Here is a 24,564-nt window from a genome sequence, read left to right on the forward strand (position 1 = left end):
CTCATCCACCGGTACCTCAATCACCGGGGTCTCATCCACCGGGGTCTCGGGAGGGGCGATGATCACCACCTCCTTGTCCCCAGGTTCGGTGATCACCACCTCCTTGTCCCCGGGATCCGTGATCACCACCGACTCATCCGGGAGGATATCGATCACGGTCACGGGCTCCGGGTTGGCGTCAACCACACCGCTACCGAGGTCCCAATCCACATCGTCGACCACCGCGGCCGCGTCGTCGTCTGCTATTTCGATGCGCTTTTCTCGACTTTCGTCGGCGTCCTTCACCGATGCGGTCTCGTCGTCCTCGGATGCTTCGACGCGCGTAGGCGTCGTCACGACAGCTTTGCCTTCGCTCAGGCTGGAGGTGCGACTCGACGCCGAGCGTGAACCGTTATCGGCAGAGGAGGCGTCGCTGGTCGAACTGGCCGACGACGTCGCACCGGTGTCGGTGTCCGCCGACGCCTCACCGGCACCCATCGCCATCGCAGCGCCCATGCCGGCGGCGACAGCTCCTGCCCCGAGCCAGTGCGCCATCGATTCTGGCGCCCGGTGCGTCCTGCGGCCTCGCCGAGAGCGACGAGATTTCCGGTGACGCCCGTTGTCCGACATTTGCTTTGCTCCCTTGTCCGCCCCAGTTCGACGCAAAGCATGGCACACCTTCTTGACGCATACGAAAATTTCAAGAGACACGCCGACGGGTTCGCTCCGTATCCGCTCTGCGAAACCGACACCTGGGGCAGGTGTGCCATATGTGCAGTTCAAACAGCTGTTAATCGCCGGAGTGGGTGCCGAGTTCGCGGCCAACGCGCCGTTAATCTGTTGCCGCGGCTTCGCCCATTGCTGTCGCTGTCATCGTGAGAATGTTTGCAAACGCAAGCTACAACTAGCCAGATCGCGAAATCATACAGTTTGCTGAAGCAGCTGTCGCAAAAGCCGGGAGCCGGTCAACCCTGCTCGGCGAGCCACTTCTCGGCGCGGCGCTTCGAGGCCCGCGACAGCCACGCGTCCTGAATCAATTCGCGCAATTCGGTCACGCTGATCTCGCCGAGTCGGCAGGCGCGCACCAGCACCGACAGGTGACCGTCGAAGTGGTCGGTGGTGAAGAACGGCGAATCCGGGTCCTGGGTCAAGGCCAGCTTGTCGTCCTCGGACTCCACCCAGATCATGATCACGTCCGGATAGCGCTGCCCAGTGTCGGGGTCGAACGCGTCGGGTCTCGGGGTCCGGAAGTACACGAACGACTTGCCGCCGACCTGATACACCGGGTTGCCGGCCTTGGGGCCTTCGACCCGGCTGACGTGCGGCATCGACGACGCGATCTCGTGCACGTCGTCGACGGTCGCGGCGCGCTCACGCACGGCGCCGTCTGCTCTTCGCGCGAGCGCTCATCGCCGTTCCAGCCGGTGCAGCTCGACGTCCCGCAGCTGCCCGTCCTGCACGGCCGCGGTCATGTAGGTGCAGTGCGGCTGGCGGCGCCGGTCGGTGGGCGACCCCGGATTGAGCAGCCGCAGCCCGCTTTCGGCGGTGGCGTCCCACGGGATGTGGCTGTGCCCGAAGACCAGCACATCGGTGTCCGGGTACGCCTTGGCCATCCGGGCGTCACGACCGGCGGACGCACCCGTCTCATGGGTGACGGTGAACCTCACACCGTCGAGGACCACATCGGCCCGCTCGGGCAGCCTGCGACGCAGCTCGGGCCCGTCGTTGTTGCCCCAGCAGGCCACGACTCGCTTGGCCCTGGCCTCCAGCGCGTCGAGCAGCTCGGGCTCGACCCAGTCGCCCGCGTGGATCACCACGTCGGCGTCGTCGACGGCGTCCCAGACTTCGGCGGGGAGGTCCTTCGCACGCTTGGGCAGGTGTGTGTCGGCGATCAACAGCAGGCGCACGGTTCCGACCTTAGATCGCGAGTGTGGGCCTTTGGTACGCGAAACCGGGGAGATCCGTGCAGAAGCCCCACAGTCACAGGCCCGCGTTCGCCGAAAAGAGAGTGCGCCCGAAGGGATTCGAACCCCTAACCTTCTGATCCGTAGTCAGATGCTCTATCCGTTGAGCTACGGGCGCGTGGTCGTACATCTTCAGTTGTGTGTCGGCAAGCCGACGGTCCTGCACGCCGGCGAGCCGGCCATCCTGCGCGGAGGCGAGAGGATTTGAACCTCCGGTCCGCTTTAAGGCGGACAACTCATTAGCAGTGAGTCCCATTCGGCCGCTCTGGCACGCCTCCCGACGTTTACCGCCGCTGCGACAGAGTACACAGGCCTCACGGCGGGAAGCAAAGCAGCTCCGGAAGGGCCCTAAACTGTTGCAGTGTCCGTCCGTCTTCGCCCCGAACTCGCCGACCTACCCGCCTATGCGCCGGGCAAGACGGTGCCCGGTGCCATCAAGATCGCCAGCAACGAAACCGTGCACGGCCCGCTGCCCAGCGTGCGGGCCGCGATCGAGCGCGCGATCGACGGCATCAACCGCTACCCGGACAACGGGTACGTCGAGCTGAAGGAGCGGCTGGCCAAGTTCGTCGGCTTCGCGCCGGAGAACATCTCCGTCGGCTGCGGGTCGGTCAGCCTGTGCCAGCAGTTGATCCAGATCACCTGCACCGTCGGTGACGAGGTGCTGTACGGCTGGCGCAGCTTCGAGATCTACCCGTTGCAGGTCCGCACCGCCGGGGCCACCCCGGTCCAGGTCCCGCTGACCGACCACACCTTCGACCTCGACGCGATGCTCGCCGCGATCACCGACCGCACCCGGCTCATCTTCGTGTGCAACCCGAACAACCCGACCAGCACCGTCGTCGACCCCGACGCGCTGGCCCGGTTCGTCGCGGCCGTCCCGCCGCACATCATGATCGTGCTGGACGAGGCCTACGTCGAGTACATCCGCGACGACATGGCCCCCGACAGTTTCGCGCTGGTCCGCGCGCACAGCAATGTCGTTGTGCTGCGCACCTTTTCGAAGGCCTATGGACTGGCCGGAGTTCGGGTCGGTTACGCGGTCGCCGACCCCGACATCGTCTCCGCGCTGTCGAAGGTCTACGTGCCGTTCACCGCCACCAGTCTGTCGCAGGCCGCCGCGATCGCATGCCTGGACGCCGCCGACGAGCTGCTGGAACGCACCGACGCCGTCGTCGACGAGCGCCGCCGGGTCAGCGCCGCGCTGCAGGAGGCCGGCTACCACCTGCCGCCCTCGCAGGCGAACTTCGTCTGGCTGCCGCTGGTCGGCCACGCCCAGCAGTTCGCCGCCGACGCCGCCAACAGCCGCGTGATCGTGCGGCCCTACGGGGAGGACGGCGTCCGGGTGACCGTCGCCGCACCGCACGAGAACGACGCGTTCCTCGCCTTCGCCCGCAGCTGGGACGGCCCGCGATGAGCGCCGACGCCCGCACGACCTTCGACGGGCTCAAGAACCGCGCCGGCCGCCTCGACGACGTCGAACTCGACGAGTTCTGGGCCACCCTCGCCCCGGCCACTGTCGACTTCATGCTCGGCGAGTGGAAGGGCGGCGAGTTCGACACCGGCCACAAGGCCAACGGCTTCATGAAGAAGCTGAACTGGTTCGGCAAGACCTTCCACTCGGCCACCGACGCCAAACCGCTGGTCTGCCTCGACGAGGCAGGCAACAAATTCTCCAACACCGAGGCGATGAACGGCGAGGCCAGCCTGTGGATGGAGGAGTTCCGCGGGGAGTTCGTCGCATCCATGGTCTACGACGGACGCCCCGTGCACGACCACTTCAAGGTCGTCGACGACAACGCCGTGATCGGCATCATGAACGGCAAAGGCGCCCTGGACACCAGCTCCGGCACGCCCCGCCACCTGTACTTCTATCTCGAACGGGACTAGCCGCATATCGTGGCCAGGATGAATACGCACGTGCGGTTCACGGCCGCGGCGATCGTCGGCCTGGGCGTCGTCCTCGGCCTGACCACGGGGTGTCAGCGCACGACCGAGGGCGTCGTCGCGCAGACCACGCAGCCGGGGCCGCCGCTGTCGTCGCCGACGACCACCAGCCGCACGCCGGGCATCCCCGACATCCAGATCCCGAACCTGCCGCTGCCCACCCGCAGCACGAACGTGCCCGAGGTGCCCGCCCCGGCCAACGCGCTGACGATGACGTGCGAGGAGTTCAGCGACCTCGACGAGCCCACCCGGGTGGCCGTGGTGCGCGAGATCCTGTCCCAGGAGGGCAACCCGCTCGGCCCCGACGGCGAGTTCGTGGGCCAGATCCTTGCCGACGCGGCCTGCCAGTTCCTGCCCCGCGCGGTCGTCGCCGATGTGCTGCTGGGCGGCGGCTAACCTGTTACCCATGGGTAACTCCTTCGAATCGGTGACCGTCGACATCGCCGATCACATCGCGCAGGTCACGCTGATCGGCCCCGGTAAGGGCAACGCGATGGGCCCGGCATTCTGGGCCGAACTGCCCGTGGTGTTCGGCGAACTCGACGCCGACCCGGACGTCCGGGCCATCGTGCTCACCGGTTCGGGCCGCAACTTCAGCTACGGGCTGGACCTGGCCGCGATGGGTGAGACCCTCGGCTCGATGATGGCCGGCGGTTCGTCGTCCAAGCCGCGCGCCGACTTCCACGCCCGCCTCAAGGCCATGCAGCAGGCGATCACCGCGGTCGCCGACTGCCGCACCCCGACGGTCGCGTCCGTACACGGCTGGTGCATCGGCGGCGGTGTGGACCTGATCTCCGCGGTCGACATTCGGTACGCCAGCAGCGACGCGAAGTTCTCGGTGCGCGAGGTCAAGCTCGCGATCGTCGCCGACGTCGGCTCCCTGGCCCGGCTGCCCTACATCCTGACCGACGGGCACCTGCGCGAACTGGCGCTGACGGGCAAGGACATCGACGCAGCCCGTGCCGAGAAGATCGGTTTGGTCAACGACGTCTACCCGGACGCCGAAGCATCCCTGGCCGCGGCGCGGGCCACCGCGGCCGAGATCGCCGCCAACCCGCCGCACACCGTGCACGGCATCAAGGACGTGCTCGACGAGCAGCGCACCGCCCAGGTGTCGGCGAGCCTGCGCTACGTCGCGGCCTGGAACTCCGCGTTCCTGCCGTCCAAGGACCTCTCCGAGGGCGTCACGGCGATGTTCGAGAAGCGGCCGCCGAACTTCACCGGCGAGTAGGCGCGGTTTCGGGCAGCGCGAGCACGCAGACGAAACTGACCAGCGCCAGCCCACCCATCATCAGCGCGATGGCCGCACCGCCGTAGGACGCCATCAGCATCGGTGAGACCACCGGTGGCAGCGCCCCGCCGAGCACGCCGCCCAGCGTGTGGGACAGGGCGGCCCCGGTGTAGCGGTAGCGGGCGGCGAAGATCTCCGGCAGGAACGCCGCCAGGGGCCCCATGCAGACGCCGATCAGTGCGTAGGTGACCACGATGGCCACGCCGAACACCACGTGGTTCATCGACTCGATGAGCGGGAAGACGACGAACGCCCACGGCACCGCCAGTGCATAGCCACAGGCGGTCACCCGGCGCCGCCCGTGCGCGTCGGACAGCATCGCCGAGGCCGCGGCGCAGCCGATCGCGCACAGCCCGCCGATCACGTTGACCAGCAGCACCAGGTTGGTGGAGTAGTCCATGTGGTCGGCGGCGAAATGGGTGAAGAACGTCCCGGCCTGGAACACCAGCATCGGCGCGCAGATCGCCGCGCCGCCGGCCAGCAGCACCTGACGGCCCTGCCTGCGGAGCAACTCGGCCAGCGGCGCGCCGTCGTGCGTCTCCGGGGCGGCCAGTGCCGGGGACTCCTTGACCCGCAGCCGGATGAACAACGCAGTGGCGATCAACACCGCGCTGAGCAGGAACGGGATCCGCCACCCCCACTGCAGGAACGCGTCGCTGGCCTCGCCGAACCCCAGATGCACGACCAGGAACACCAGATTGGACAGCACCAGCGCCGTACCGAGTCCCAGTTGGGTGAACATGCCGTAGAAGCCGCGCCGGTCCTCCGGGGCGTGCTCGGCGGTCATCAGCACCGCGCCGGCCCACTCCCCGCCGACCGCGAAGCCCTGCATCAGCCGCAGCGCGATCAACAGCAGCGGGGCTGCGATGCCGATGCTGGCGGTACTCGGGATCAGCCCGACCCCGACGGTGGCGGCACCCATCAGCAGCAGCGTGACGACCAGCGTCTGCTTACGGCTGATCCGGTCCCCGAAGTGCCCGAACACCGCTGCACCGACCGGCCGGGCCAGGAACGCCGCCGCGAACGCGCCCAGCGACGCCGTCGTGGCCATCACGTGGCCCAGATCGGGGAAGAACACCGTCGGGAACACCAGCGCGGCCGCGGTGCCGTAGATGAAGAAGTCGTAGAACTCGATCGCCGAACCGACGTAGCTTGCCGTCGCCACCTGCCGGAGATCGCGCGCTGAGCCGCGCCCGGCACCCACTGTTGCCATGGCAAAGATATTCGCGGCTGTCGGGCCCGTCACAAACACCCGTCGAAGGTGTGTCTTCGCGCGTTCAGCGAACCCGATCCGCCCCAGAGCGGTGGCGGAGGGATTTGAACCCCCGGTCGGTGTTAGCCGACTCTCGCTTTCAAGGCGAGTGCATTAGGCCGCTCTGCCACGCCACCGCGGGACAGTCTAGACGCGGCCGATCTTGGCCGACGGCCCGCCGTTCTTGAGCCCCACGCTGATCCGTCGGCAATTCTCCCCCATCGCCGTGACCTGCGGTCGGCTCAACCGATCCAGGAAGTGCATGCGCACCGCGGCGCCGTAGGTCTTCATCGCGCCCGACAACGACTCCCGGCCCTCCGGTGTGATGCTCGCGAGCACCCCGCGCCCGTCGTCCGGACTGGCTCCGCGACTGACGAGGCCTTGGACCTCCAGGCGGTGGATCTGCCGCGTCACACGACTGGGCAACGACATCAGCGCCTCGGCGACGTCACCCATCCGCGCGGCGCCTGTCGGCGACTTCGCCAACATGTCGAGCAAACGGACGTCGTTCAACGTCAGCCCGTGTTGATCGTTCAGCGAGCGGTTCATCGTTGCGTACATTCGCAGCGCAGCATCCAGAAAGTTCTGCCACGCTCTTTGCTCAGCTATGTCGAGCCCCGGCGTGTCGCTTGCCGTGCGCCCCCCAATAATCCCCTCCATATGCACATACTATGTCGCCGAGCGCGTTGCCGGTGAAGAAACTTATCGGGGTTTTCCCAGCGTAGTAGGCTTATTTGAATGCAAGCCATCGTGGCGGATACCTCCTCGCACAAGCTGACCTGGCAGTCCGTGCCGGACGTCCACCCTGGTCCCGGTGAAGTTCTCATCGAAGTAGTTGCCGCCGGCGTCAATCGCGCCGACCTCCTACAGGCGGCCGGTAAGTACCCGCCACCTCCCGGGGCCAGCGAGATCATCGGGCTCGAGGTGTCCGGCACCATCGCCGCGCTGGGTGACGGCGTCACACAGTGGTCCACCGGGGAAACGGTTTGCGCTTTGCTGGCCGGCGGCGGCTACGCCGAGTACGTCGCCGTCCCCGCAGCACAGGTGATGCCGATACCCCATGGGGTTCCGCTACCTCACGCGGCCGCTCTGCCCGAGGTCGCCTGCACCGTCTGGTCCAACGTCGTGATGACCGCCGACCTGGCCGCGCCCGAACTCCTGCTGATCCACGGTGGCGCGAGCGGCATCGGCACCCACGCGATCCAGGTGGCGAAGGCGCTGAACTGCCGGGTGGCGGTGACCGCGGGGTCGCCCAACAAGCTCGACCTGTGCGCCGAACTGGGCGCCGACATCACAATCGACTACCACAGCGACGACTTCGTCGAGATCGTCCGCCAGGCCGGTGGCGCCGACGTGATCCTCGACATCATCGGTGCGAAGTACCTCGACCGAAATATCGACGCCCTCGCCGCCGGTGGACGGCTGGTGATCATCGGTATGCAGGGCGGGGCCAAGGCAGAGCTGAACATCGGCAAGCTGCTGGCCAAGCGTGGCAGCGTCATCGCGACCGCGCTCCGGGGCCGGCCGGTCGAGGGCCGCGGCTCCAAAGCCGACATCGTCGGCGAGGTCACCGCCGAGGTGTGGCCGATGGTCGCCGAGGGCCTGGTCCGGCCGGTCATCGGCGCCGAGTTCCCCATCGCCGAGGCGCAGGCCGCCCACGAGCTGCTGGAGTCCGGCGATATCTCCGGCAAAGTGCTTCTGCGGGTGGACGTTTAGCCGGGTCAGCCCAGCGAGGCCAGCGCCCGCACGAGCTGATCGATCTCCGCGGCGGTGTTGTAGTGCGCCAGACCGATGGTGACGGCGCCGCCGATGTCGTCGACGCCGATGAGGTCCAGGACCCGCGAGCTCGCGTTCGCGATGGCCAGGATGCCGTTGTCGGCCAGCCGCTGCACCACCCGCTCGGCAGGCACGTTGTCCATCACAAAGCTGAGTACCGGGATGCGCTCCTCGGGACTGCCCAGCACGGTGACCGTCGGCAGCGACCGCAGAGACGTGAGCAGATAGTCGAACAACGCGTTCATATGCGCCGCGACCGACCGCATCGACACCGCCAGCCGCTCACGGCGCGACCCCTGCGCGGAGTCCTCCAGCGAGGCGAGGTATTCGATACTGGCGACCACTCCGGCGAGCATGCCGAACTGATGGGATCCGAGCTCGAGGCGGGCCGCGCCTGACGCATGGGGGTCCAGTGACACCGACCCGAACGCGTCGATGACCGACGGATCGCGGAATACCAGCGCCCCGATCGGGGGGCCTCCCCAGGCCAGCGCGTTGACCGCCACCACGTCGGCGTCGGTCTCGTCGAAGTCGAACAGGCGGTAGGGGGCGGCCGCGGAATGGTCCACGATCAGCAGCCCGCCGACCTCGTGCACCAGTTTGGCGACCTCGCGCAGCTCGGTGACCGTGCCCAGCGTCGAGGAGGCCGAGGTGATGGCCACCAGCCGGGTCGGCCGGGTCACCAGCGCCTCCCACTGCCAGGTGGGCAGCTCCCCGGTCTCGATGTCGACCTCGGCCCACTTCACCTTGGCGCCGAACCGGTTGGCCGCACGCAGCCACGGCGCGATGTTGGCCTCGTCGTCGAGCCGGCTCACCACCAGCTCATAGCCCAGGCCCACGCGGGCCGACGCGGCATCGGCCAGCGACGTCAGCAGCACCGCGCGGTCGGCGCCCAGCACCACGCCCGCCGGATCCGCGTTGACCAGATCGGCCACCGCCTGGCGCGCGGCGGCCAGCACGGCCGCGCTGCGCCGTGCGGCCGGGTGCGCACTGGACGTGGTGGGCAGGGAACCGCGGAACGCCGTCGACACCGCGCGGCCCACGGAATCGGGCAGCAGCATGCCGTTCTGGGCGTCCATATGCACCCATCCATCGCCCAGAGAGGGGTGCAGTCCGCGCACCCGGGCGACGTCGTATGCCATGCCAGACCACCTTAGTGCGCCTTGGAACTTCGCCGTTCCGCCGAAATTTGGCGTCCCCGCGTCTGCCCGACTTCGCTGTTACCGCCCACGTCCACACTGTCGAGGGCCATCTGCGCAGCCATACTAGTCGAGCCCACGACAGGCGAGGAGCGCTACCAGCTTCGGCGTTGCCCGTCATGCATGCCTGACCCTCTGATCAAGGGTTCAGGGCATATGATGGATTTGCTGTCAGCGATCCGGCGACGATCGGGTCCGCACCGGGTCACGCTCGGGCGCCGCCACGCCGCGGAGCCGTCGGCCGGCGCTCGCTGGACAATTCCGGCGCGTGGGAGAAGATCTACGTCGACACCGGGGCCCGCGCCCACCGACGACGCGGAACCCGACCGCGTCAACAGAGAAAAGCTGGGGCACTCTTAGGGACATGGCTATCAACAGCGACGACGACAACATCGAGATCGTCGGCGAAAGCGACACGGGCGCGGAGCGTGCCGACGGCAGGTCGTTGAGCGACCTCGTCGAACAGCCCGCCAAGGTGATGCGCATCGGCACGATGATCAAACAGCTGCTGGAGGAGGTGCGCGCGGCCCCCCTGGACGACGCCAGCCGGGAACGGCTGCGCGACGTGCACCGCACCAGCATCAGGGAGCTCGAGGAGGGTCTGGCCCCCGAGCTGCGCGACGAGCTGGAGCGGCTGACCCTGCCGTTCACCGACGACGCCGTCCCGTCCGACGCCGAGCTGCGCATCGCCCAGGCCCAGCTGGTCGGCTGGCTGGAGGGCCTGTTCCACGGCATCCAGACCGCGCTGTTCGCCCAGCAGATGGCCGCCCGTCAGCAACTGGAGCAGATGCGCCAGGGTGCGCTGCCGCCAGGCGTAGTCGTCCCGGGCCAGCGCGGCGGGCCAGGGCACGGCACCGGTCAATACCTGTGAGATCCACGTGACGATTCCGTCCCCGGAGGAGCCCTGCATCGAGACCCGCAACGCCTGGGTCGAGTTCCCCATCTTCGACGCCAAGACCCGCTCGCTGAAGAAGGCGTTCCTCGGCAAGGCCGGCGGCGCGATCGGCCGCAACGAGTCCAACGTCGTCGTCATCGAGGCGCTGCGCGACATCACGATGACGCTGAAGATGGGCGATCGGGTCGGCCTGGTCGGGCACAACGGCGCGGGCAAGTCCACACTGCTGCGGCTGCTGTCGGGCATCTACGAACCCACCCGCGGGGTGGCCACGGTGCGGGGCCGGGTGGCCCCGGTGTTCGACCTGGGCGTCGGCATGGACCCGGAGATCTCGGGCTTCGAGAACATCGTCATCCGCGGGTTGTTCCTCGGGCAGACCCGTAAACAGATGATGAGCAAGGTCGACGAGATCGCCGAGTTCACCGAGCTGGGCGACTATCTGTCGATGCCGCTGCGCACCTACTCGACGGGCATGCGGGTGCGGCTGGCCATGGGGGTGGTGACCAGCATCGACCCCGAGATCCTGCTGCTCGACGAAGGCATCGGCGCAGTCGACGCCGAGTTCCTCAAGAAGGCACAGTCGCGGCTGGCCGACCTGGTCGAACGATCCGGGATTCTGGTGTTCGCCAGCCACTCCAACGAATTCCTGGCCCGGCTGTGCAACACCGCGATGTGGATCGACCACGGCACCATCAGGATGGAGGGCGGCATCGAAGACGTCGTCCGCGCCTACGAAGGGGAGGACGCCGCGCGACACGTGCGCGAGGTGCTCGAGGAGACGGCACACACGCATGAGCGTTGAGCGTGAGCGCGACGGCGGGGACGCGCTCGTCGTCGCGATCGTCGTCACCCACCGCCGCCCCGACGAGCTGGCCAAGTCGCTGGACGCCGTCTGCGCGCAGAGCAGACGGCCCGACCACCTGATCGTCGTCGACAACGACCACGACGACCATGTCCGCGATCTCGTTGCCGGACAACCGATTCCGACGACCTACCTGGGCTCGCGGCGCAACCTCGGCGGGGCGGGCGGTTTCGCGCTGGGCATGCTGCACGCGCTGAGCCTGGGCGCGGACTGGCTCTGGCTGGCCGATGACGACGGCCGCCCGCAGGACACCGAGGTGCTGGCCACCCTGCTGGCCTGTGCCGAGCGGCACGGTCTGGCCGAGGTGTCACCGATGGTGTGCAACCTCGACGACCCGGACCGGCTGGCGTTCCCGCTGCGGCGCGGCCTGAAATGGCGCCGCCTGGTCGGTGAGCTCCGCGTCGACGGCGACGACGGCCTGCTGCCCGGCATCGCGTCGCTGTTCAACGGCGCACTGTTCCGCGCCTCGACGGTGGAGGCGGTCGGTGTGCCCGATCTGCGGCTGTTCATCCGCGGCGACGAGGTGGAACTACACCGCAGGCTGGTGCGCTCCGGTCTGCCGTTCGGCACCTGCCTGCAGACCAGCTACCTGCACCCCTGCGGCACAGAGGAATTCAAGCCGATCCTCGGTGGTCGCATGCACACCCAGTACCCCGACAACGAGATCAAGCGGTACTACACCTACCGCAACCGCGGGTACGTCCTGTCCCAGCCCGGCCTGCGCAGACTGCTGCCGCAGGAACTCGTCCGTTTCGGCTGGTACTTCCTGGTGTCCCGGCGTGATCCGGCCGGGTTCCGGGACTGGATCCGGTTGCAGCAGTTGGGACGCCGCGAGAGGTTCTCTCGGGGCGAGCGAAGCGACGGGATGGGAAAACGATGACGATCATGGATGCCGCCGCACGGTCGAGAACGTTCGGCCGCGCCTGGGGCGATCTGGTCGCCGGCTTCAGCAAGCGCGAACTGTGGTTACACCTGGGCTGGCAGGACATCAAGCAGCGCTACCGGCGTTCGGTGCTCGGCCCGTTCTGGATCACCATCGCCACCGGTACCACCGCGGTGGCCATGGGCGGGTTGTACTCGATGCTGTTCAAACTCGAACTGTCCGAACATCTCCCGTACGTCACGCTCGGTCTGATCGTCTGGAACCTGATCAACGCCTCGATCCTGGAGGGCGCGGACGTCTTCGTGGCGAACGAGGGCCTGATCAAACAGCTGCCGACCCCGCTGTCGGTGCACGTCTACCGGCTGGTGTGGCGGCAGATGCTGCTGTTCGCGCACAACATCATCATCTTCGTGATCATCGCGATCATCTATCCGAAGCCGTGGTCGTGGGCGGACCTGTCCGTGATCCCGGCGCTGCTGCTGCTCGCGCTCAACTGTGTCTGGGTGGCACTGTGTTTCGGCATTCTGGCCACCCGCTACCGCGACATCAGCCCGCTGCTGGGCAGCCTGGTGCAGCTGCTGTTCTTCATGACGCCGATCATCTGGAACGAGTCCACGCTGCAGGCCCAGGGCGCGGGCGGCTGGGCCAAGGTCGTCGAGCTCAACCCGCTCCTGCACTACCTGGACATCGTGCGTGCACCGCTGCTGGGCGCCGAGCAGGAGCTGCGGCACTGGGTCGTGGTGCTGGTGCTCACGGTCGTCGGGTGGGGCTTCGCCGCGCTGGCGATGCGCCAGTACCGGGCGCGCGTGCCGTACTGGGTGTGACGGTCAGCTCGACAGCCCGGTGACGTCGGGTTCGGGCCCGAACACGAAGCGGCGGCCCGTCACCGACTGCGGCGTGATGCGCACGAACCGCTCCTTCTGGGTGGCGATCCACGGGTAGAGCCCGGCACGTCGCGCCTCGGCCAGCTCGTTGGAGGTCGCCAGCAGACGCGCCTTGCCCCGGACGATCACGCTCCAGCCCTCGGCGATGTTGTGGTCGTCGGCCTCGAACACCACGTACTCGTTGAGCGCGGCGGTCAGCAGCTTCGTGCCTTCCGCGGTGCGGAACAGCAGCGTGTTGTTCTGCACGACGAAGTTGACGGGGAAGATCTCGGTCCAGCCGTTCACCGTCGTCACCAGCCGGCCCAGGGACACGCTGCCGAGCCGCGCCCAGCTCTCGGTGTCGGTGAGCTCGTTGACCGGTGCGTCCGATGTGGTTGTCGCGTCCATGATCTGATCGTCGTCGCGGCGGGCCGGGTCTCCTAGGGTCCAAAGACACTTCCGCCCCGCGTCGCCGAGATTGCATCTGGTCCGCGAGAGTGCGAGTGCGGACCGCGTGGAATGCGACTTCGGCGGGCGGGGCGGGCGGGTGGCGGCGCGGGTTACTTCACGTCGACGTAGTAGATGCTGGCGCCGGTCTTGCTGTTCTGGTAGGTGCGGTCGTAGCGGAAGTCGCGGAGCGTGCCGCGGATGTCACCGCCCTTGTTGATCCCGACCACACTGGCCTGGCTCAGCGGCGCGTCCGACAGCCGGTTCACCACCACCCGGTGGCCCTGGGCCTCCAGCTGGCTGATCACGGCGTCGGCGTTGCCTCCGGTCGGGGCAGCGGCCGTGGGGGCGGCCAGCCCGAGGACCGCGGCGCCCAGGCCGGCGGCGAAAGCGGTGGTGATGGCGAGGTTCTTCATGGTGGTGCCCTTCCCGGTCGGGTCGGAGCCGTGGAGCGTGTCACGCGGTCTCGACTGGTGGTGGTGATCTTGATGATCTGAATGCTTGAACCAGCAGGTCAGCGTATTAATTCCACTGGCAGGAATTGATCGCCCGGTGGCCGGATTCAGATCATCGAGACGATTCAGCGCCGACGCGGGACCGGCGTGTGCACGGCGACGTTGATGCGGTTCCACGCGTTGATCGTCACGGCCATCGCGATGACCTGTCCGAGTTCACGGTCGGAGAAGACCTGCGCGGCCGCGTCGTACACCGCGTCGGGCACGCCGTGCTCGCCGAGCCGGGTGACGGCCTCGGTCAGTGCCAATGCGGCGCGTTCACGGTCGTCGAACAGCTCGCCGGCTTCGGTCCATGCGGCCAGCACGTCGAGCTTCTGCTCGCTGACACCGTGGGTGCGGGCGTCACGGGTGTGCATGTCGAGGCAGAACGCGCACCGGTTGAGTTGCGACGCACGGATCTTGATCAGCTCGCCGAGCGCAGGGTCGATGTCCCTGGCGGCGGCAGTCGACAGGCTCATCATCGCGTCGTAGAGCTCCGGCGAGATCTTGTGCAGGACGAGGCGGTTCCGGGTGGTCAGTGTCTGTGTCATGGAATTGACGCTAGCCCCGAATGGACCGTAAAGATGGTTCAATATGACGATGAAATCGTGGGCCAATCCGGGTGCGCGAGACCTGCACCTGGACCTGCGCGAGGCGCTGGTGCCGGGCGCGCGCGGCACCAAGGACGCGCTGATCGCGGCGTTGCGTGACGCGGCGCGCTCAGGCCGGCTGACCTCGGGCACGATGCTGCCGCCGTCGCGGACCCTGGCCGCCGATCTGGGTCTGGCCCGCAACACCGTCGCCGACGCCTACGCCGAACTGGTCGCCGAGGGCTGGCTGGCCTCGCGTCAGGGCGCGGGAACCTGGGTCGTCGGCCACACCGCCGACGTCGTCGCGCCGGCCCGCCCGCGCGGCGCGAGCGTCGCCGCCACCCACAACCTGATGCCGGGTTCACCTGACGTCGCCGAGTTCCCGCGCAATCAGTGGCTGGCCAGCGCACGCCGGGCGCTGACCAACGCACCCACCGAGGCGCTGCGCATGGGAGACCCGCGCGGCAGGCCCGAATTGCGTTCGGCCCTGGCGGATTACCTGGCGCGGGTGCGCGGGGTGCGGACCTCCCCGGAGTCCATCGTGATCTGCGCGGGAGTCCGCCACGCCGTCGAGTTGCTGGCACGGGCGCTGGGCGGACCGATCGCGGTGGAGGCTTACGGGCTGCACCTGTTCCGCGACGTACTCGAGGCCGCCGGCGTGCCGACGGTGCCCGTCGGCATCGACGAGAAGGGCGCCGCTGTCGGCGATCTCGACACTCTCGACGTGTCCTCGGTACTGCTGACGCCGGCCCACCACAATCCGCTCGGAATGTCGCTGGACCCGTCCCGGCGCACCGCGGTCGTCGACTGGGCCACGCGCACAGGCGGATTCGTGCTCGACGACGACTACGACGGTGAGTTCCGCTACGACCGGCAGCCGGTCGGCGCGCTGCAGGCACTGCGCCCGGACCGCGTGGTCTATCTGGGCTCGACGAGCAAGAGCCTGTCGCAGGCTCTTCGTCTGGGCTGGATGGTGTTGCCGGACAACCTCGTCGACGCGGTGGTCGCGGCCGCGGGCGGTCAGCAGTACTACGTCGACGCGATCAGCCAGCTCACTCTGGCGGACTTCATCGACAGCGGCCGCTACGACCGGCACATCCGCCGCATGCGGATGCGGTACCGGCGCCGGCGGGACGTGCTGGTCTCGGCGCTGGCGCCGTTCGACGTCGGCTTCGGCGGACTCTCCGCCGGGGTGAATCTGCTCGTCACGCTGCCCGGCGGGACCGAACCGGAGGTCCTGCGCCGTGTCGGCGAGGCCGGTATCGCACTGACCGGGCTGTCGATGATGCGCCATCCGCTGGCCGGGCCCGAGATCGCCGAGCGCGACGGGCTGGTGGTCGGCTTCGCGGCGCCGGCCGAACATGCCTTCCCCGCGGCGATCGCGGCGCTGTGCGACGTGTTGCGGGCGAGCGGGCTCTAGGCCCCTGGTCGCCGAGAGTGCATCTGGTGCGCGAAAGTGCGGGTGCGGGCCGCGTGGAATGCGGTTTCGGCGGGAGGGGGGCCGTAAGCTGCCCGGGTGGCCGAGCCCCCCATGTCACCGCAGCTGAGCCTGAAGACACAGATCTGGCGATTCCTGGTGACCGGCGGCCTGGCCGCGGTGGTGGACTTCGGCCTCTACGTCGCGCTGCTGGCGGCCGGGCTGCACGTCAACATCGCCAAGACACTCAGCTTCATCGCCGGCACCACCACCGCATACCTGATCAACCGGCGGTGGACGTTCCAGGCCCCGCCGAGCCGGGCCAGATTCGCCGCGGTGTGCGCGCTCTACGCGCTGACCTACGCCGTGCAGGTGGGCATCAATTACGCGTTCTACATGGAGTTCGAGGACCAGCCCTGGCGGGTCCCGGTGGCGTTCGTGATCGCGCAGGGCACCGCGACGGTGATCAACTTCATCGTCCAGCGCGTGGTGATCTTCCGGCTGCGCTGACTACCGCGGTGGTCGCGGTACCCTCTGTGACGATGCTGAGCACGGATTTCTCGACCACTCTCACGCCGTTGACCGGCTGGGGCCGCACCGCACCGTCGGTGGCCCGGGTGCTGTCGACGCCGGACCCCGAGGTGATCGCCGAGGCGGTACGGCGGACCGCCGAGGAACCCGGACGCGGAGTGCTCGCCCGCGGACTGGGCCGCTCCTACGGCGACAACGCCCAGAACGGCGGCGGGCTCGTCGTCGACATGAACGCCCTCAACCGCATTCACTCGATGTCCGCGGACGACGCGCTCGTCGAGGTGGATGCCGGGGTGAACCTCGACCAGCTGATGCGCGCCGCGCTGCCGCTGGGGCTGTGGGTCCCGGTGCTGCCCGGCACCCGGCAGGTCACCGTCGGCGGGGCCATCGCCTGCGACATCCACGGCAAGAACCACCACAGCGCCGGCAGCTTCGGTAACCACGTGCGCTCGATCGACCTGCTCACCGCCGACGGGCAGGTGCGCACCATCACCCCGTCCGGCGGCACCGACGAGGACACGGCCCTGTTCTGGGCCACCGTCGGCGGCAACGGGCTGACCGGCATCATCCTGCGCGCCACCATCGAGATGACCCCGACCGAGACCGCGTACTTCATCGCCGACGGTGACGTCACCTCCACTCTCGACGAGACCATCGCGTTCCACACCGACGGCACCGAGGCCAACTACACGTACTCCAGCGCATGGTTCGACGCGATCAGCCCGCCGCCCAAGCTGGGCCGCGCCGCGATCTCCCGCGGCTCGCTGGCCACCCTCGACCAACTGCCGAAGAAACTGCGCAAGAACCCGCTGAAATTCGATGCGCCGCAACTGCTCACGCTGCCCGATGTGTTCCCGAACGGTTTGGCCAACAAGTACACGTTCATGCCGATCGGCGAGCTGTGGTACCGCAAGTCCGGGACGTACCGGGGCAAGGTGCAGAACCTGACGCAGTTCTACCACCCGCTCGACATGTTCGGAGAGTGGAACCGGGCCTACGGGGTCGCGGGTTTCGCCCAGTACCAGTTCGTGGTGCCCACCTCCGCGGTCGAGGAGTTCAAGGCGATCCTGCTCGACATCCAACGCTCCGGGTTCTATTCGTTCCTCAACGTGTTCAAGCTGTTCGGCCCGGGAAACCAAGCGCCGCTGAGCTTTCCGATTCCCGGCTGGAACGTGTGCGTCGATTTCCCGATCACCGGCGGCCTCAACGAGTTCCTCAACGGGCTCGACAAGCGGGTACTCGAGTTCGGCGGGCGGCTCTACACCGCCAAGGACTCCCGCACCACCGCCGAAACCTTCCATGCCATGTATCCCCGAATAGACGAATGGATCGCCGTGCGCCGCAGGGTCGATCCCGACGGGGTGTTCGCTTCCGACATGGCCCGACGACTGGAGCTGCTCTAGATGGTTTTCGATGCGACCGGTAATCCGCAGGGGATCCTGCTTCTCGGCGGTACCTCCGAGATCGCGCTGGCGATCGGCGAGCGCTTCCTGCGCAACGCCCACGCCCGGATCGTGCTCGCCGACCTGCCCGACCACCCGCGCAAGGACGCCGCCATCGCGCAGATGCGCGCGGCCGGCGCCAAGTCCGTCGAGTGGATCGACTTCGACGCACTCGACACCGACAGCCATCCGAAGGTGATCGACGCCGCGTGGCACGAAGGCGACGCCGAGAAGGACATCGACGTGGCGGTCGTCGCGTTCGGCCTGCTCGGCGATGCCGAGGAGCTGTGGCAGAACCAGCGCAAAGCCGTACAGATCGCCGAGATCAACTACACCGCAGCGGTTTCGGTCGGCGTGCTACTGGGCGAGAAGATGCGCGCGCAGGGTTCGGGCCACATCATCGCGATGAGCTCGGCGGCCGGTGAACGGGTCCGTCGCTCCAACTTCGTCTACGGCTCCACCAAGGCCGGGCTCGACGGTTTCTACCTCGGCTTGGGAGAGGCGTTGCGCGAGTACGGCGTTCACGTTCTGGTCATCCGGCCCGGCCAGGTGCGCACCACCACGACCATCGAGCACTGGAAGGCCACCGGCGCCAAGGAGGCCCCGTTCACCGTCGACAAAGAGGAGGTCGCCGAGCTGGCGGTCACCGCGTCGGCCAAGGGCAAGGACCTGATCTGGGCGCCCGGGGTGTTCCGCTACGTGATGATGGTGCTGCGCCACATCCCCCGCGCCATCTTCCGCAAGCTCCCCATCTGATCCGGTGAGCAGGAGCGAAACGACCCGGGAGACCACCGCAGCGGCCCGGTTGGCCGTGCCGCTGCGAACGGTCGGCCAGATGCTCCTCGCGACGGTCGTCGCCGTCGCGGTCACGGTCGTCAGCCTGTATGCGATCGCGCGCGTCGAGTGGCCCGCCTACAACTCGTCGAACCAGCTGCACGCACTGACCACCGTCGGCCAGGTCGGCTGCCTGGTCGGGCTGTTCGCGGGCGGAATGCTGTGGCGCCGTGGCCGACAGACCCTGGCCTGGCTCACGGCGCTGGTGTTCCTGGCCGCGTTCTCGGTGGTCACCCTGGCGATGCCGCTGGGCGCCACCCGCCTCTACCTGTTCGGCATCAGCGTCGACCAGCAGTTCCGCACCGAGTATCTGACCCGCTTCGCCGACACCGCCGCGCTGCACGACATGACCTACATCGGGCTGCCGCCGTTCTATCCGCCCGGCTGGTTCTGGATCGGCGGCCGGCTGGCCGCGCTGACCGGCACCCCCGCGTGGGAGATGTTCAAACCGTGGTCGATCATCTCGATCACCGTGGCGATCGTGCTCGCGTTCGTGCTGTGGTCGGCGATGGTGCGCTTCGAGTACGCGCTGATCGTGTCCACCACGACCGCCGCTGCGGCCCTGGCCTATTCACCCGCCGAGCCCTACGCCGCCATCGTCGCGGTGCTGCTGCCGCCGGTGTTCGTGCTGGCCTGGTCGGGCCTGAAAGCGCGGGCTCACCCCGGCGAGCCGGGCACCAGACCGAACGGAGGCTGGGCGGCGATCGTCGGCACCGGCGTCTTTCTCGGCATCACCGGGCTGTTCTACACACTGCTGCTGGCCTACGCCGCGTTCACGCTGACCGTGATGGCCGTGCTGCTGGCCGTGACCCGCAGGCACTGGGAGCCGCTGCTGAGGCTGTTCACGATCGCGGTGATCTCGGGGCTGATCGCGCTGATCGGCTGGGGCCCGTATCTGCTGGCCGCGGCCCGCGGCACGCCCGCCGAGTCCGGCACCGCACAGCACTACCTGCCCAAGGACGGCGCCGAACTGTCGTTCCCGATGCTGCAGTTCACCTTGCTGGGCGCGCTGTGCCTGCTCGGCACGGTCTGGCTGGTGATCCTTGCGCGCAGCTCGACTCGCGCAGGTGCGCTGGCCATCGCCGTGCTGACGGTCTACGCGTGGTCGCTGCTGTCCATGCTGACCACCCTGCTGGGCACCACGCTGCTCTCGTTCCGGCTGCAGCCCACCCTGACCATCCTGCTGGCCGCGGCGGGAGCGTTCGGCTTCATCGAGGTGACGCGCGCCGCCGCGCACCGGGTGCGGCCGGTCAACGCGCCCAAGGTGGTGGCGGTGGCCACCGCCGTCGGCGCGCTCGGCGCGGTGACGTTCAGCCAGGACATTCCCGATGTGCTGCGCCCAGACATCGTGGTCGCCTACACCGACACCGACGGGTACGGCGAGCGCGCCGACCGCCGGCCGCCCGGCGCCGAGCAGTACTACCGCGAAGTCGACGCCCGGATCCGGGAGGTGACCGGGCGGCCCCGCAACGAGACAGTCGTGCTGACCGCGGACTACAGCTTCCTGTCGTACTACCCCTACTACGGCTTCCAGGGGCTGACCTCGCACTACGCGAACCCGCTGGCGCAGTTCGACCAGCGCGCCGGGGCCATCGAGGGATGGTCGATGCTCACCGACGCCGACCAGTTCATCGAGGTGCTCGACAGCATGCCGTGGGAGCCGCCGGCGGTGTTCCTGATGCGCCGCGGCGCCAACGACACCTACACGCTGCGCCTGGCCGAGGATGTCTATCCCAACCAGCCGAACGTGCGGCGCTACCACGTCGCCCTCGACGACGCGCTGTTCGACGACCCGCGTTTCGACGTGTCCACCGTCGGGCCGTTCGTGCTGGCCATCCGCAAGCCATCTACCATCTAGCCCCGTGGTCCAGCAGCCGGCGTCGGCCGAGTCGACAGATGTGTCGTCGACGAAGCTGACAGATGTGTCGGGCCGTAACCACCGCACCGCACGGCTCGTCGCGATCGTGGCGGGACTGCTGGGCACCCTGCTGGCCGTCGCCACCCCGCTGCTGCCGGTCAACCAGACCACCGCGCAGCTGAACTGGCCGCAGAACGGTGTGCTGCAGAGCGTCGACGCCGCACTGATCGGCTACGTCGCCACCGACCTGGAGATCACCGTCCCGTGCAGCGCCGCGGCGGGGCTGGACCGGCCCGGCCGCACCGTGCTGCTGTCCACGGTGCCCAAGCAGGCGCCCAACGCCGTCGACCGCGGCCTGCTCATCGAGCGGGTCAACAACGACCTGCTCGTCATCGTCCGCAACACGCCGGTGGTCAGTGCCCCGCTGAACCAGGTGCTCAGCCCCGCCTGCGAGGAGCTGCGCTTCACCGCGCACGCCGACAAGGTGACCGGCGAATTCGTCGGCCTGCAGACCCAGCCCGACGCCGCCGACCCGGACCGGTCCGAGGAACCTCTGCGCGGCGAACGCGGCGGCTACGACTTCCGCCCGCAGATCGTCGGCGTGTTCACCGACCTGTCCGGGCCTGCCCCGCCGGGCCTGGAGTTCTCCGCGACCGTCGACACCCGCTACTCCACCTCGCCGACGCTGCTGAAACTGCTCGCGATGATCATCGGCGTCGCGATGACCGTGGTGTCGCTGGGCGCGCTGCACGTGCTCGACCGTGCCGACGGGCGCAGGCACAAGCGTTTCCTGCCGCCGCGCTGGTGGTCGATATCGGGACTTGATGCGCTGGTCACCGCGGTGCTGGTGTGGTGGCACTTCGTCGGCGCCAACACCGCCGACGACGGCTACATCCTGACGATGGCCCGCGTCTCGGAGAACGCCGGCTACATGGCCAACTACTACCGCTGGTTCGGCACGCCCGAGGCGCCGTTCGGCTGGTATTACGACCTGCTGGCCCTGTGGTCGCATGTCAGCACCACCAGCGTGTGGATGCGGCTGCCGACCCTGCTGATGGGCCTGGCCTGCTGGTGGGTGATCAGCCGCGAGGTGCTGCCGCGCCTGGGCACGGCGGTCAAACACAGCCAGGCCGCGGCCTGGACCGCCGCCGGACTGTTCCTGGCCTTCTGGCTGCCGCTGAACAACGGTCTGCGGCCCGAGCCCATCATCGCGCTGGGCATCCTGCTGACCTGGTGCTCGGTGGAGCGCGGCGTGGCCACCAGCAGGCTGCTGCCGGTAGCCGTGGCGATCATCATCGGTGCGCTGACCCTGTTCTCCGGACCCACCGGCATCGCCGCGGTGGGCGCGCTGCTGGTCGCCATCGGACCGCTGAAAACCATTGTCGCCGCGCATGTCTCGCGATTCGGGTACTGGGCGCTGCTGGCCCCGATCGCGGCGGCGGGCACCGTCACGATCTTCCTGATCTTCCGGGACCAGACCCTGGCCTCCGAACTGCAGGCCAGCAGCTTCAAGTCCGCCGTCGGACCCAGCCTGGCCTGGTTCGACGAGCACATCCGCTACTCCCGGTTGTTCACCACCAGCCCCGACGGCTCGGTCGCGCGCCGGTTCGCGGTCCTGACACTGCTGCTCGCACTGGTGGTGGCGGTGGCGATGACATTGCGCAAGGGCCGGATCCCGGGCACCGCCACGGGCCCCAGCCTGCGCATCATCGGCATCACCGTCATCTCGTTCCTGGCCATGATGTTCACCCCCACCAAGTGGACCCACCACTTCGGGGTGTTCGCCGGGCTGGCCGGCTCCCTCGGCGCGCTGGCCGCGGTCGCCATCTCGGCCGCCGCGATGCGCTCCCCCCGCAACCGCGCGATCTTCACCGCCGCCGTGCTGTTCCTGACCGCGTTGTCGTTCGCGACGGTCAACGGCTGGTGGTACGTCTCCAATTTCGGGGTGCCGTGGTCGAATGCGTTCCCGGAGTACAAGTTCGGGTTCACCACGATCCTGCTCGGGCTGTCCATGGTGGCCCTGCTCGTCGCGGCCTGGCTGCACTTCTCCGGCCGCGACGTGACCCCACCGGAGGGCGCCGCGCCGCGCTGGAAGCGAATCACCCAGGCGCCGTTGGCGATCGCCACCTGGGCGCTGATCACCTTCGAAGTGGTGTCGCTGACCGTCGCGATGGTGGGCCAGTACCCGGCGTGGACGGTGGGCCGGTCCAACCTGCAGGCGCTCACCGGCAAGACCTGCGGCCTGGCCGAAGACGTGCTGGTCGAACAGGACACCAACGCCGGCATGCTCGCCCCGATCGGGGTCCCGGTCGGCGACGCGCTCGGCGAGGTCACCGCGCAGGGGTTCAGCCCCAACGGTGTCCCGTCGGACCTGTCGGCCGACCCGGTGATGGAACAGCCCGGCTCCGACAACTTCGCCGACACCGACAACACCAGCGACACCAACAGCGAAGCCGGCACCGAAGGTGGCACCACCGCCGCCGCCGGCGTCAACGGCTCGCGGGCCCGGCTGCCGTTCGGGCTGGACCCGGCCACCACCCCGGTGCTGGGCAGCTGGCGCAGCGGGACCCAGCAGCCCGCGTCGCTGCGTTCGGCGTGGTACCGGCTGCCGGACGGCTGGAGCGAGCGCGACCGGTCGGATTCCCTGCTCGTCGTGGCCGCCGCCGGCCGGTTCGATTCGGGCGAGGTCGCGGTGCAGTGGGCCGGCGCCGACGGCCAGCCCGCAGGCAGCATCGGGTTCGGCGACGTCGGCGCCGCGCCGGCCTGGCGCAATCTGCGGGCCCCGCTGTCGGCCATCCCCTCCGAGGCCACCCAGATCCGGTTGGTCGCCGGCGACGACGACCTGAGCCCCGAGCACTGGATCGCCCTCACCCCGCCGCGCATCCCCGAGATGCGCACCCTGCAGGAGGTGGTCGGCTCCAGCGACCCCGTGCTGCTCGACTGGCTGGTCGGTCTGGCGTTCCCGTGCCAGCGTCCGTTCGGGCACCGCAACGGCGTCATCGAGGTGCCGCAGTGGCGGATCCTGCCCGACCGGTTCGGCGCGGAAGCCAACTCGCCCGTCATGGACTACCTCGGCGGTGGGCCGCTGGGCATCACCGAGCTGCTGACGCGCCCGGTGACGGTGCCGACGTATCTGAAGAACGATTGGTTCCGCGACTGGGGCGCGCTGCAGCGGCTGGTGCCGTTCTACCCGGACGCCGAACCGGCCCGGCTGGATCTGGGCAGCACCGAACGCAGCGGGCTGTGGAGCCCGGCGCCGCTGCGGCTGAGCTGACCCGTCGGCGTCCCGGCGGCACGCCGAAGCCTCCGCCATAGGAACGTCGCCTAACATCGACCCTCGTGCCTGCCCCGTCCGCCCGCCTCGTCGCCGTCCTCGCGGGGCTGCTCGGAATGGTCCTGTGCGGGCTGACTCCGCTGCTGCCCGTTCAGCAGTCCACCGCGACGATCCTGTGGCCGCAGACGGTCGACGACCGCGGCTTCGTCAGTGACATCACCGCCCCGCTCGTCTCGGGTGCACCGCGTGCGCTGGACGTCACCATTCCGTGCGCGGCGGTGGCGTCCCTGCCCGAGGACGACGGCGTGGTGTTCTCCACGATCCCGGCCGGCGGCATCGACGCCGGCCGCAACGGGCTGTTCGTGCGCGCCAACGCCGACGTCGTCTACGTCGCGTTCCGCGACAGCGTCGCCGCGGTGGCCCCGCGCGACGAGGTGGCCTCCGGCGCGTGCAGTGAGCTGCGCATCTGGGCCAACGTCGGCGCGGTCGGCGCCGACTTCGTCGGCATCCCGGGCGCTACCGGCACGCTCGAGCCGGACAAGCGACCGCAGGTCGCCGGGGTCTTCACCGATTTGGAGGTCGGCCCCGAAGCCGGGTTGACCGCCCGCATCGACGTCGACACCCGGTTCATCACCACCCCGACCGCGCTCAAGCTCGCCGTGATGGTGCTCGGCGTGCTGTGCGTGATCGCGGCGTTCGTCGCGCTCGTCGTGCTGGACCGCACCGCGGGCAGGCGGGTGCCGCGCGCGGCCGGCCGTCGCAGGCC

The 24,564-nt window shown here is 68.7% G+C and carries 25 protein-coding genes and 3 tRNA genes; 16 read left to right on the forward strand and 12 right to left on the reverse strand.

The window, feature by feature from the left end; genetic code table 11:
- The 5 genes from MVA01S_RS17945 to MVA01S_RS17965 all read right to left on the reverse strand — a co-directional run.
- Positions 1-495 (reverse strand): hypothetical protein (locus tag MVA01S_RS17945; RefSeq protein WP_159426333.1); only part of this gene is annotated, 495 nt, incomplete at its 3' end.
- A 449-nt stretch (positions 496-944) separates the two neighbouring features.
- Positions 945-1,358: an MmcQ/YjbR family DNA-binding protein gene (locus MVA01S_RS17950; RefSeq protein ID WP_003931254.1), complete on the reverse strand. Its 414-nt coding sequence runs from the start codon at positions 1,356-1,358 to the stop codon at positions 945-947.
- 27 nt (positions 1,359-1,385) lie between these two features.
- On the reverse strand, positions 1,386-1,886 hold the full coding sequence (locus MVA01S_RS17955) for a metallophosphoesterase family protein (RefSeq protein ID WP_003931255.1): 501 nt from the start codon (positions 1,884-1,886) through the stop codon (positions 1,386-1,388).
- A 102-nt stretch (positions 1,887-1,988) separates the two neighbouring features.
- Positions 1,989-2,061, reverse strand: a tRNA-Arg gene (locus tag MVA01S_RS17960).
- Positions 2,062-2,132: 71 nt separating this feature from the next.
- Positions 2,133-2,221 (reverse strand) — tRNA-Ser (locus tag MVA01S_RS17965).
- Positions 2,222-2,304: 83 nt separating this feature from the next.
- Between MVA01S_RS17965 and hisC the strand changes: the two genes are divergently transcribed.
- From hisC to MVA01S_RS17985, 4 genes are read left to right on the forward strand one after another with little or no spacing between them, the layout of a single operon-like run.
- Positions 2,305-3,360 carry a histidinol-phosphate transaminase gene (hisC, locus tag MVA01S_RS17970; RefSeq protein WP_003931256.1) on the forward strand — a complete coding sequence of 352 codons (1,056 nt, stop codon included), beginning with the start codon at positions 2,305-2,307 and terminating at the stop codon, positions 3,358-3,360.
- On the forward strand, positions 3,357-3,833 hold the full coding sequence (locus tag MVA01S_RS17975; protein WP_003931257.1) for a DUF4334 domain-containing protein: 477 nt from the start codon (positions 3,357-3,359) through the stop codon (positions 3,831-3,833). The genes hisC and MVA01S_RS17975 overlap by 4 nt, the downstream gene beginning before the upstream one ends.
- An 18-nt stretch (positions 3,834-3,851) precedes the next feature.
- Positions 3,852-4,286 (forward strand): hypothetical protein, encoded by a 435-nt coding sequence (locus tag MVA01S_RS17980; RefSeq protein ID WP_051015300.1) that lies wholly within the window; start codon positions 3,852-3,854, stop codon positions 4,284-4,286.
- A gap of 10 nt (positions 4,287-4,296) precedes the next feature.
- A complete protein-coding gene (locus MVA01S_RS17985; RefSeq protein WP_003931259.1) occupies positions 4,297-5,121 on the forward strand; it encodes a crotonase/enoyl-CoA hydratase family protein in 825 nt (274 codons plus the stop codon).
- On the opposite strand, the gene MVA01S_RS17990 is transcribed toward MVA01S_RS17985, so the two are convergent.
- The 3 genes from MVA01S_RS17990 to MVA01S_RS18000 form a co-directional block, all read right to left on the reverse strand.
- Entirely contained in the window at positions 5,108-6,394 is a 1,287-nt protein-coding gene (locus tag MVA01S_RS17990; protein WP_040541690.1) for an MFS transporter, read from the reverse strand. The genes MVA01S_RS17985 and MVA01S_RS17990 overlap by 14 nt on opposite strands.
- Positions 6,395-6,483: 89 nt before the next feature.
- Positions 6,484-6,570, reverse strand: a tRNA-Ser gene (locus tag MVA01S_RS17995).
- Between the two features lie 10 nt (positions 6,571-6,580).
- Positions 6,581-7,093 (reverse strand): MarR family winged helix-turn-helix transcriptional regulator, encoded by a 513-nt coding sequence (locus tag MVA01S_RS18000; protein WP_040541692.1) that lies wholly within the window; start codon positions 7,091-7,093, stop codon positions 6,581-6,583.
- A gap of 78 nt (positions 7,094-7,171) precedes the next feature.
- On the opposite strand from MVA01S_RS18000, the gene MVA01S_RS18005 reads away from it, so the two are divergent.
- Complete coding sequence (locus MVA01S_RS18005; RefSeq protein WP_003931262.1) at positions 7,172-8,149, forward strand: NAD(P)H-quinone oxidoreductase; 978 nt, start codon at positions 7,172-7,174, stop codon at positions 8,147-8,149.
- A 5-nt stretch (positions 8,150-8,154) separates the two neighbouring features.
- Here MVA01S_RS18005 and MVA01S_RS18010 read toward each other — a convergent pair whose 3' ends face one another.
- On the reverse strand, positions 8,155-9,351 hold the full coding sequence (locus tag MVA01S_RS18010) for a cysteine desulfurase-like protein (protein ID WP_003931263.1): 1,197 nt from the start codon (positions 9,349-9,351) through the stop codon (positions 8,155-8,157).
- A gap of 421 nt (positions 9,352-9,772) precedes the next feature.
- On the opposite strand from MVA01S_RS18010, the gene MVA01S_RS18015 reads away from it, so the two are divergent.
- Genes MVA01S_RS18015 through wzm form a run of 4 tightly spaced genes read left to right on the forward strand, consistent with a single transcriptional unit; the run spans position 9,773 to position 12,872 of the window.
- Entirely contained in the window at positions 9,773-10,279 is a 507-nt protein-coding gene (locus MVA01S_RS18015) for a bacterial proteasome activator family protein (RefSeq protein ID WP_003931264.1), read from the forward strand.
- 7 nt (positions 10,280-10,286) lie between these two features.
- Entirely contained in the window at positions 10,287-11,105 is an 819-nt protein-coding gene (wzt, locus tag MVA01S_RS18020; RefSeq protein WP_003931265.1) for a galactan export ABC transporter ATP-binding subunit Wzt/RfbE, read from the forward strand.
- On the forward strand, positions 11,095-12,045 hold the full coding sequence (gene glfT1 / locus MVA01S_RS18025) for a galactofuranosyltransferase GlfT1 (RefSeq protein ID WP_003931266.1): 951 nt from the start codon (positions 11,095-11,097) through the stop codon (positions 12,043-12,045). The genes wzt and glfT1 overlap by 11 nt, the downstream gene beginning before the upstream one ends.
- A complete protein-coding gene (gene wzm, locus MVA01S_RS18030; RefSeq protein ID WP_003931267.1) occupies positions 12,042-12,872 on the forward strand; it encodes a galactan export ABC transporter permease subunit Wzm/RfbD in 831 nt (276 codons plus the stop codon). The genes glfT1 and wzm overlap by 4 nt, the downstream gene beginning before the upstream one ends.
- Before the next feature lie 3 nt (positions 12,873-12,875).
- Here wzm and MVA01S_RS18035 read toward each other — a convergent pair whose 3' ends face one another.
- The 3 genes from MVA01S_RS18035 to MVA01S_RS18045 form a co-directional block, all read right to left on the reverse strand.
- Positions 12,876-13,319, reverse strand: a complete 444-nt coding sequence (locus MVA01S_RS18035) for a pyridoxamine 5'-phosphate oxidase family protein (protein ID WP_003931268.1) — start codon at positions 13,317-13,319, stop codon at positions 12,876-12,878.
- 152 nt (positions 13,320-13,471) lie between these two features.
- Positions 13,472-13,774: a hypothetical protein gene (locus MVA01S_RS18040; protein ID WP_003931269.1), complete on the reverse strand. Its 303-nt coding sequence runs from the start codon at positions 13,772-13,774 to the stop codon at positions 13,472-13,474.
- Between the two features lie 164 nt (positions 13,775-13,938).
- Positions 13,939-14,403 carry a carboxymuconolactone decarboxylase family protein gene (locus tag MVA01S_RS18045; protein WP_003931270.1) on the reverse strand — a complete coding sequence of 155 codons (465 nt, stop codon included), beginning with the start codon at positions 14,401-14,403 and terminating at the stop codon, positions 13,939-13,941.
- 49 nt (positions 14,404-14,452) lie between these two features.
- On the opposite strand from MVA01S_RS18045, the gene pdxR reads away from it, so the two are divergent.
- From pdxR to MVA01S_RS18080, 7 genes are all read left to right on the forward strand, one after another.
- Positions 14,453-15,862 (forward strand): MocR-like pyridoxine biosynthesis transcription factor PdxR, encoded by a 1,410-nt coding sequence (pdxR, locus tag MVA01S_RS18050; protein WP_040541841.1) that lies wholly within the window; start codon positions 14,453-14,455, stop codon positions 15,860-15,862.
- Positions 15,863-15,973: 111 nt separating this feature from the next.
- Entirely contained in the window at positions 15,974-16,369 is a 396-nt protein-coding gene (locus MVA01S_RS18055) for a GtrA family protein (RefSeq protein WP_003931272.1), read from the forward strand.
- 32 nt (positions 16,370-16,401) lie between these two features.
- On the forward strand, positions 16,402-17,793 hold the full coding sequence (gene dprE1, locus MVA01S_RS18060) for a decaprenylphosphoryl-beta-D-ribose oxidase (RefSeq protein ID WP_003931273.1): 1,392 nt from the start codon (positions 16,402-16,404) through the stop codon (positions 17,791-17,793).
- A complete protein-coding gene (gene dprE2, locus MVA01S_RS18065; RefSeq protein WP_003931274.1) occupies positions 17,794-18,588 on the forward strand; it encodes a decaprenylphospho-beta-D-erythro-pentofuranosid-2-ulose 2-reductase in 795 nt (264 codons plus the stop codon). It begins immediately after the preceding gene.
- Positions 18,589-18,667: 79 nt separating this feature from the next.
- On the forward strand, positions 18,668-20,524 hold the full coding sequence (locus MVA01S_RS18070; RefSeq protein ID WP_040541842.1) for a galactan 5-O-arabinofuranosyltransferase: 1,857 nt from the start codon (positions 18,668-18,670) through the stop codon (positions 20,522-20,524).
- A 40-nt stretch (positions 20,525-20,564) separates the two neighbouring features.
- Positions 20,565-23,798, forward strand: coding sequence for an arabinosyltransferase domain-containing protein (locus MVA01S_RS18075; RefSeq protein ID WP_040541843.1), 3,234 nt, complete (start codon positions 20,565-20,567; stop codon positions 23,796-23,798).
- A gap of 65 nt (positions 23,799-23,863) precedes the next feature.
- A partial coding sequence (locus tag MVA01S_RS18080; RefSeq protein ID WP_303621346.1) for an arabinosyltransferase domain-containing protein occupies positions 23,864-24,564 on the forward strand: 701 nt, incomplete at its 3' end.

It is taken from the genome of Mycolicibacterium vaccae NBRC 14118 = CIP 105934 (genome assembly GCF_001552715.1).
Classification (GTDB): Bacteria; Actinomycetota; Actinomycetes; order Mycobacteriales; family Mycobacteriaceae; genus Mycobacterium; species Mycobacterium vaccae.

What these genes read in the sequence shown, in the direction of transcription:
- pdxR (WP_040541841.1), top strand. Translation starts at nt 14,453, where the DNA reads ATGAAATCGTGGGCCAATCCGGGTGCGCGAGACCTGCACCTGGACCTG.
- MVA01S_RS17980 (WP_051015300.1), top strand. Translation starts at nt 3,852, where the DNA reads ATGAATACGCACGTGCGGTTCACGGCCGCGGCGATCGTCGGCCTGGGC.
- MVA01S_RS18045 (WP_003931270.1), bottom strand. Translation starts at nt 14,403, where the DNA reads ATGACACAGACACTGACCACCCGGAACCGCCTCGTCCTGCACAAGATC.
- MVA01S_RS17985 (WP_003931259.1), top strand. Translation starts at nt 4,297, where the DNA reads ATGGGTAACTCCTTCGAATCGGTGACCGTCGACATCGCCGATCACATC.
- wzm (WP_003931267.1), top strand. Translation starts at nt 12,042, where the DNA reads ATGACGATCATGGATGCCGCCGCACGGTCGAGAACGTTCGGCCGCGCC.
- dprE1 (WP_003931273.1), top strand. Translation starts at nt 16,402, where the DNA reads ATGCTGAGCACGGATTTCTCGACCACTCTCACGCCGTTGACCGGCTGG.
- MVA01S_RS18055 (WP_003931272.1), top strand. Translation starts at nt 15,974, where the DNA reads ATGTCACCGCAGCTGAGCCTGAAGACACAGATCTGGCGATTCCTGGTG.
- MVA01S_RS18040 (WP_003931269.1), bottom strand. Translation starts at nt 13,774, where the DNA reads ATGAAGAACCTCGCCATCACCACCGCTTTCGCCGCCGGCCTGGGCGCC.
- glfT1 (WP_003931266.1), top strand. Translation starts at nt 11,095, where the DNA reads ATGAGCGTTGAGCGTGAGCGCGACGGCGGGGACGCGCTCGTCGTCGCG.
- MVA01S_RS18000 (WP_040541692.1), bottom strand. Translation starts at nt 7,093, where the DNA reads ATGGAGGGGATTATTGGGGGGCGCACGGCAAGCGACACGCCGGGGCTC.
- MVA01S_RS18070 (WP_040541842.1), top strand. Translation starts at nt 18,668, where the DNA reads ATGCTCCTCGCGACGGTCGTCGCCGTCGCGGTCACGGTCGTCAGCCTG.
- MVA01S_RS18015 (WP_003931264.1), top strand. Translation starts at nt 9,773, where the DNA reads ATGGCTATCAACAGCGACGACGACAACATCGAGATCGTCGGCGAAAGC.
- MVA01S_RS17975 (WP_003931257.1), top strand. Translation starts at nt 3,357, where the DNA reads ATGAGCGCCGACGCCCGCACGACCTTCGACGGGCTCAAGAACCGCGCC.
- dprE2 (WP_003931274.1), top strand. Translation starts at nt 17,794, where the DNA reads ATGGTTTTCGATGCGACCGGTAATCCGCAGGGGATCCTGCTTCTCGGC.
- MVA01S_RS18035 (WP_003931268.1), bottom strand. Translation starts at nt 13,319, where the DNA reads ATGGACGCGACAACCACATCGGACGCACCGGTCAACGAGCTCACCGAC.
- MVA01S_RS18005 (WP_003931262.1), top strand. Translation starts at nt 7,172, where the DNA reads ATGCAAGCCATCGTGGCGGATACCTCCTCGCACAAGCTGACCTGGCAG.
- MVA01S_RS18010 (WP_003931263.1), bottom strand. Translation starts at nt 9,351, where the DNA reads ATGGCATACGACGTCGCCCGGGTGCGCGGACTGCACCCCTCTCTGGGC.
- MVA01S_RS17990 (WP_040541690.1), bottom strand. Translation starts at nt 6,394, where the DNA reads ATGGCAACAGTGGGTGCCGGGCGCGGCTCAGCGCGCGATCTCCGGCAG.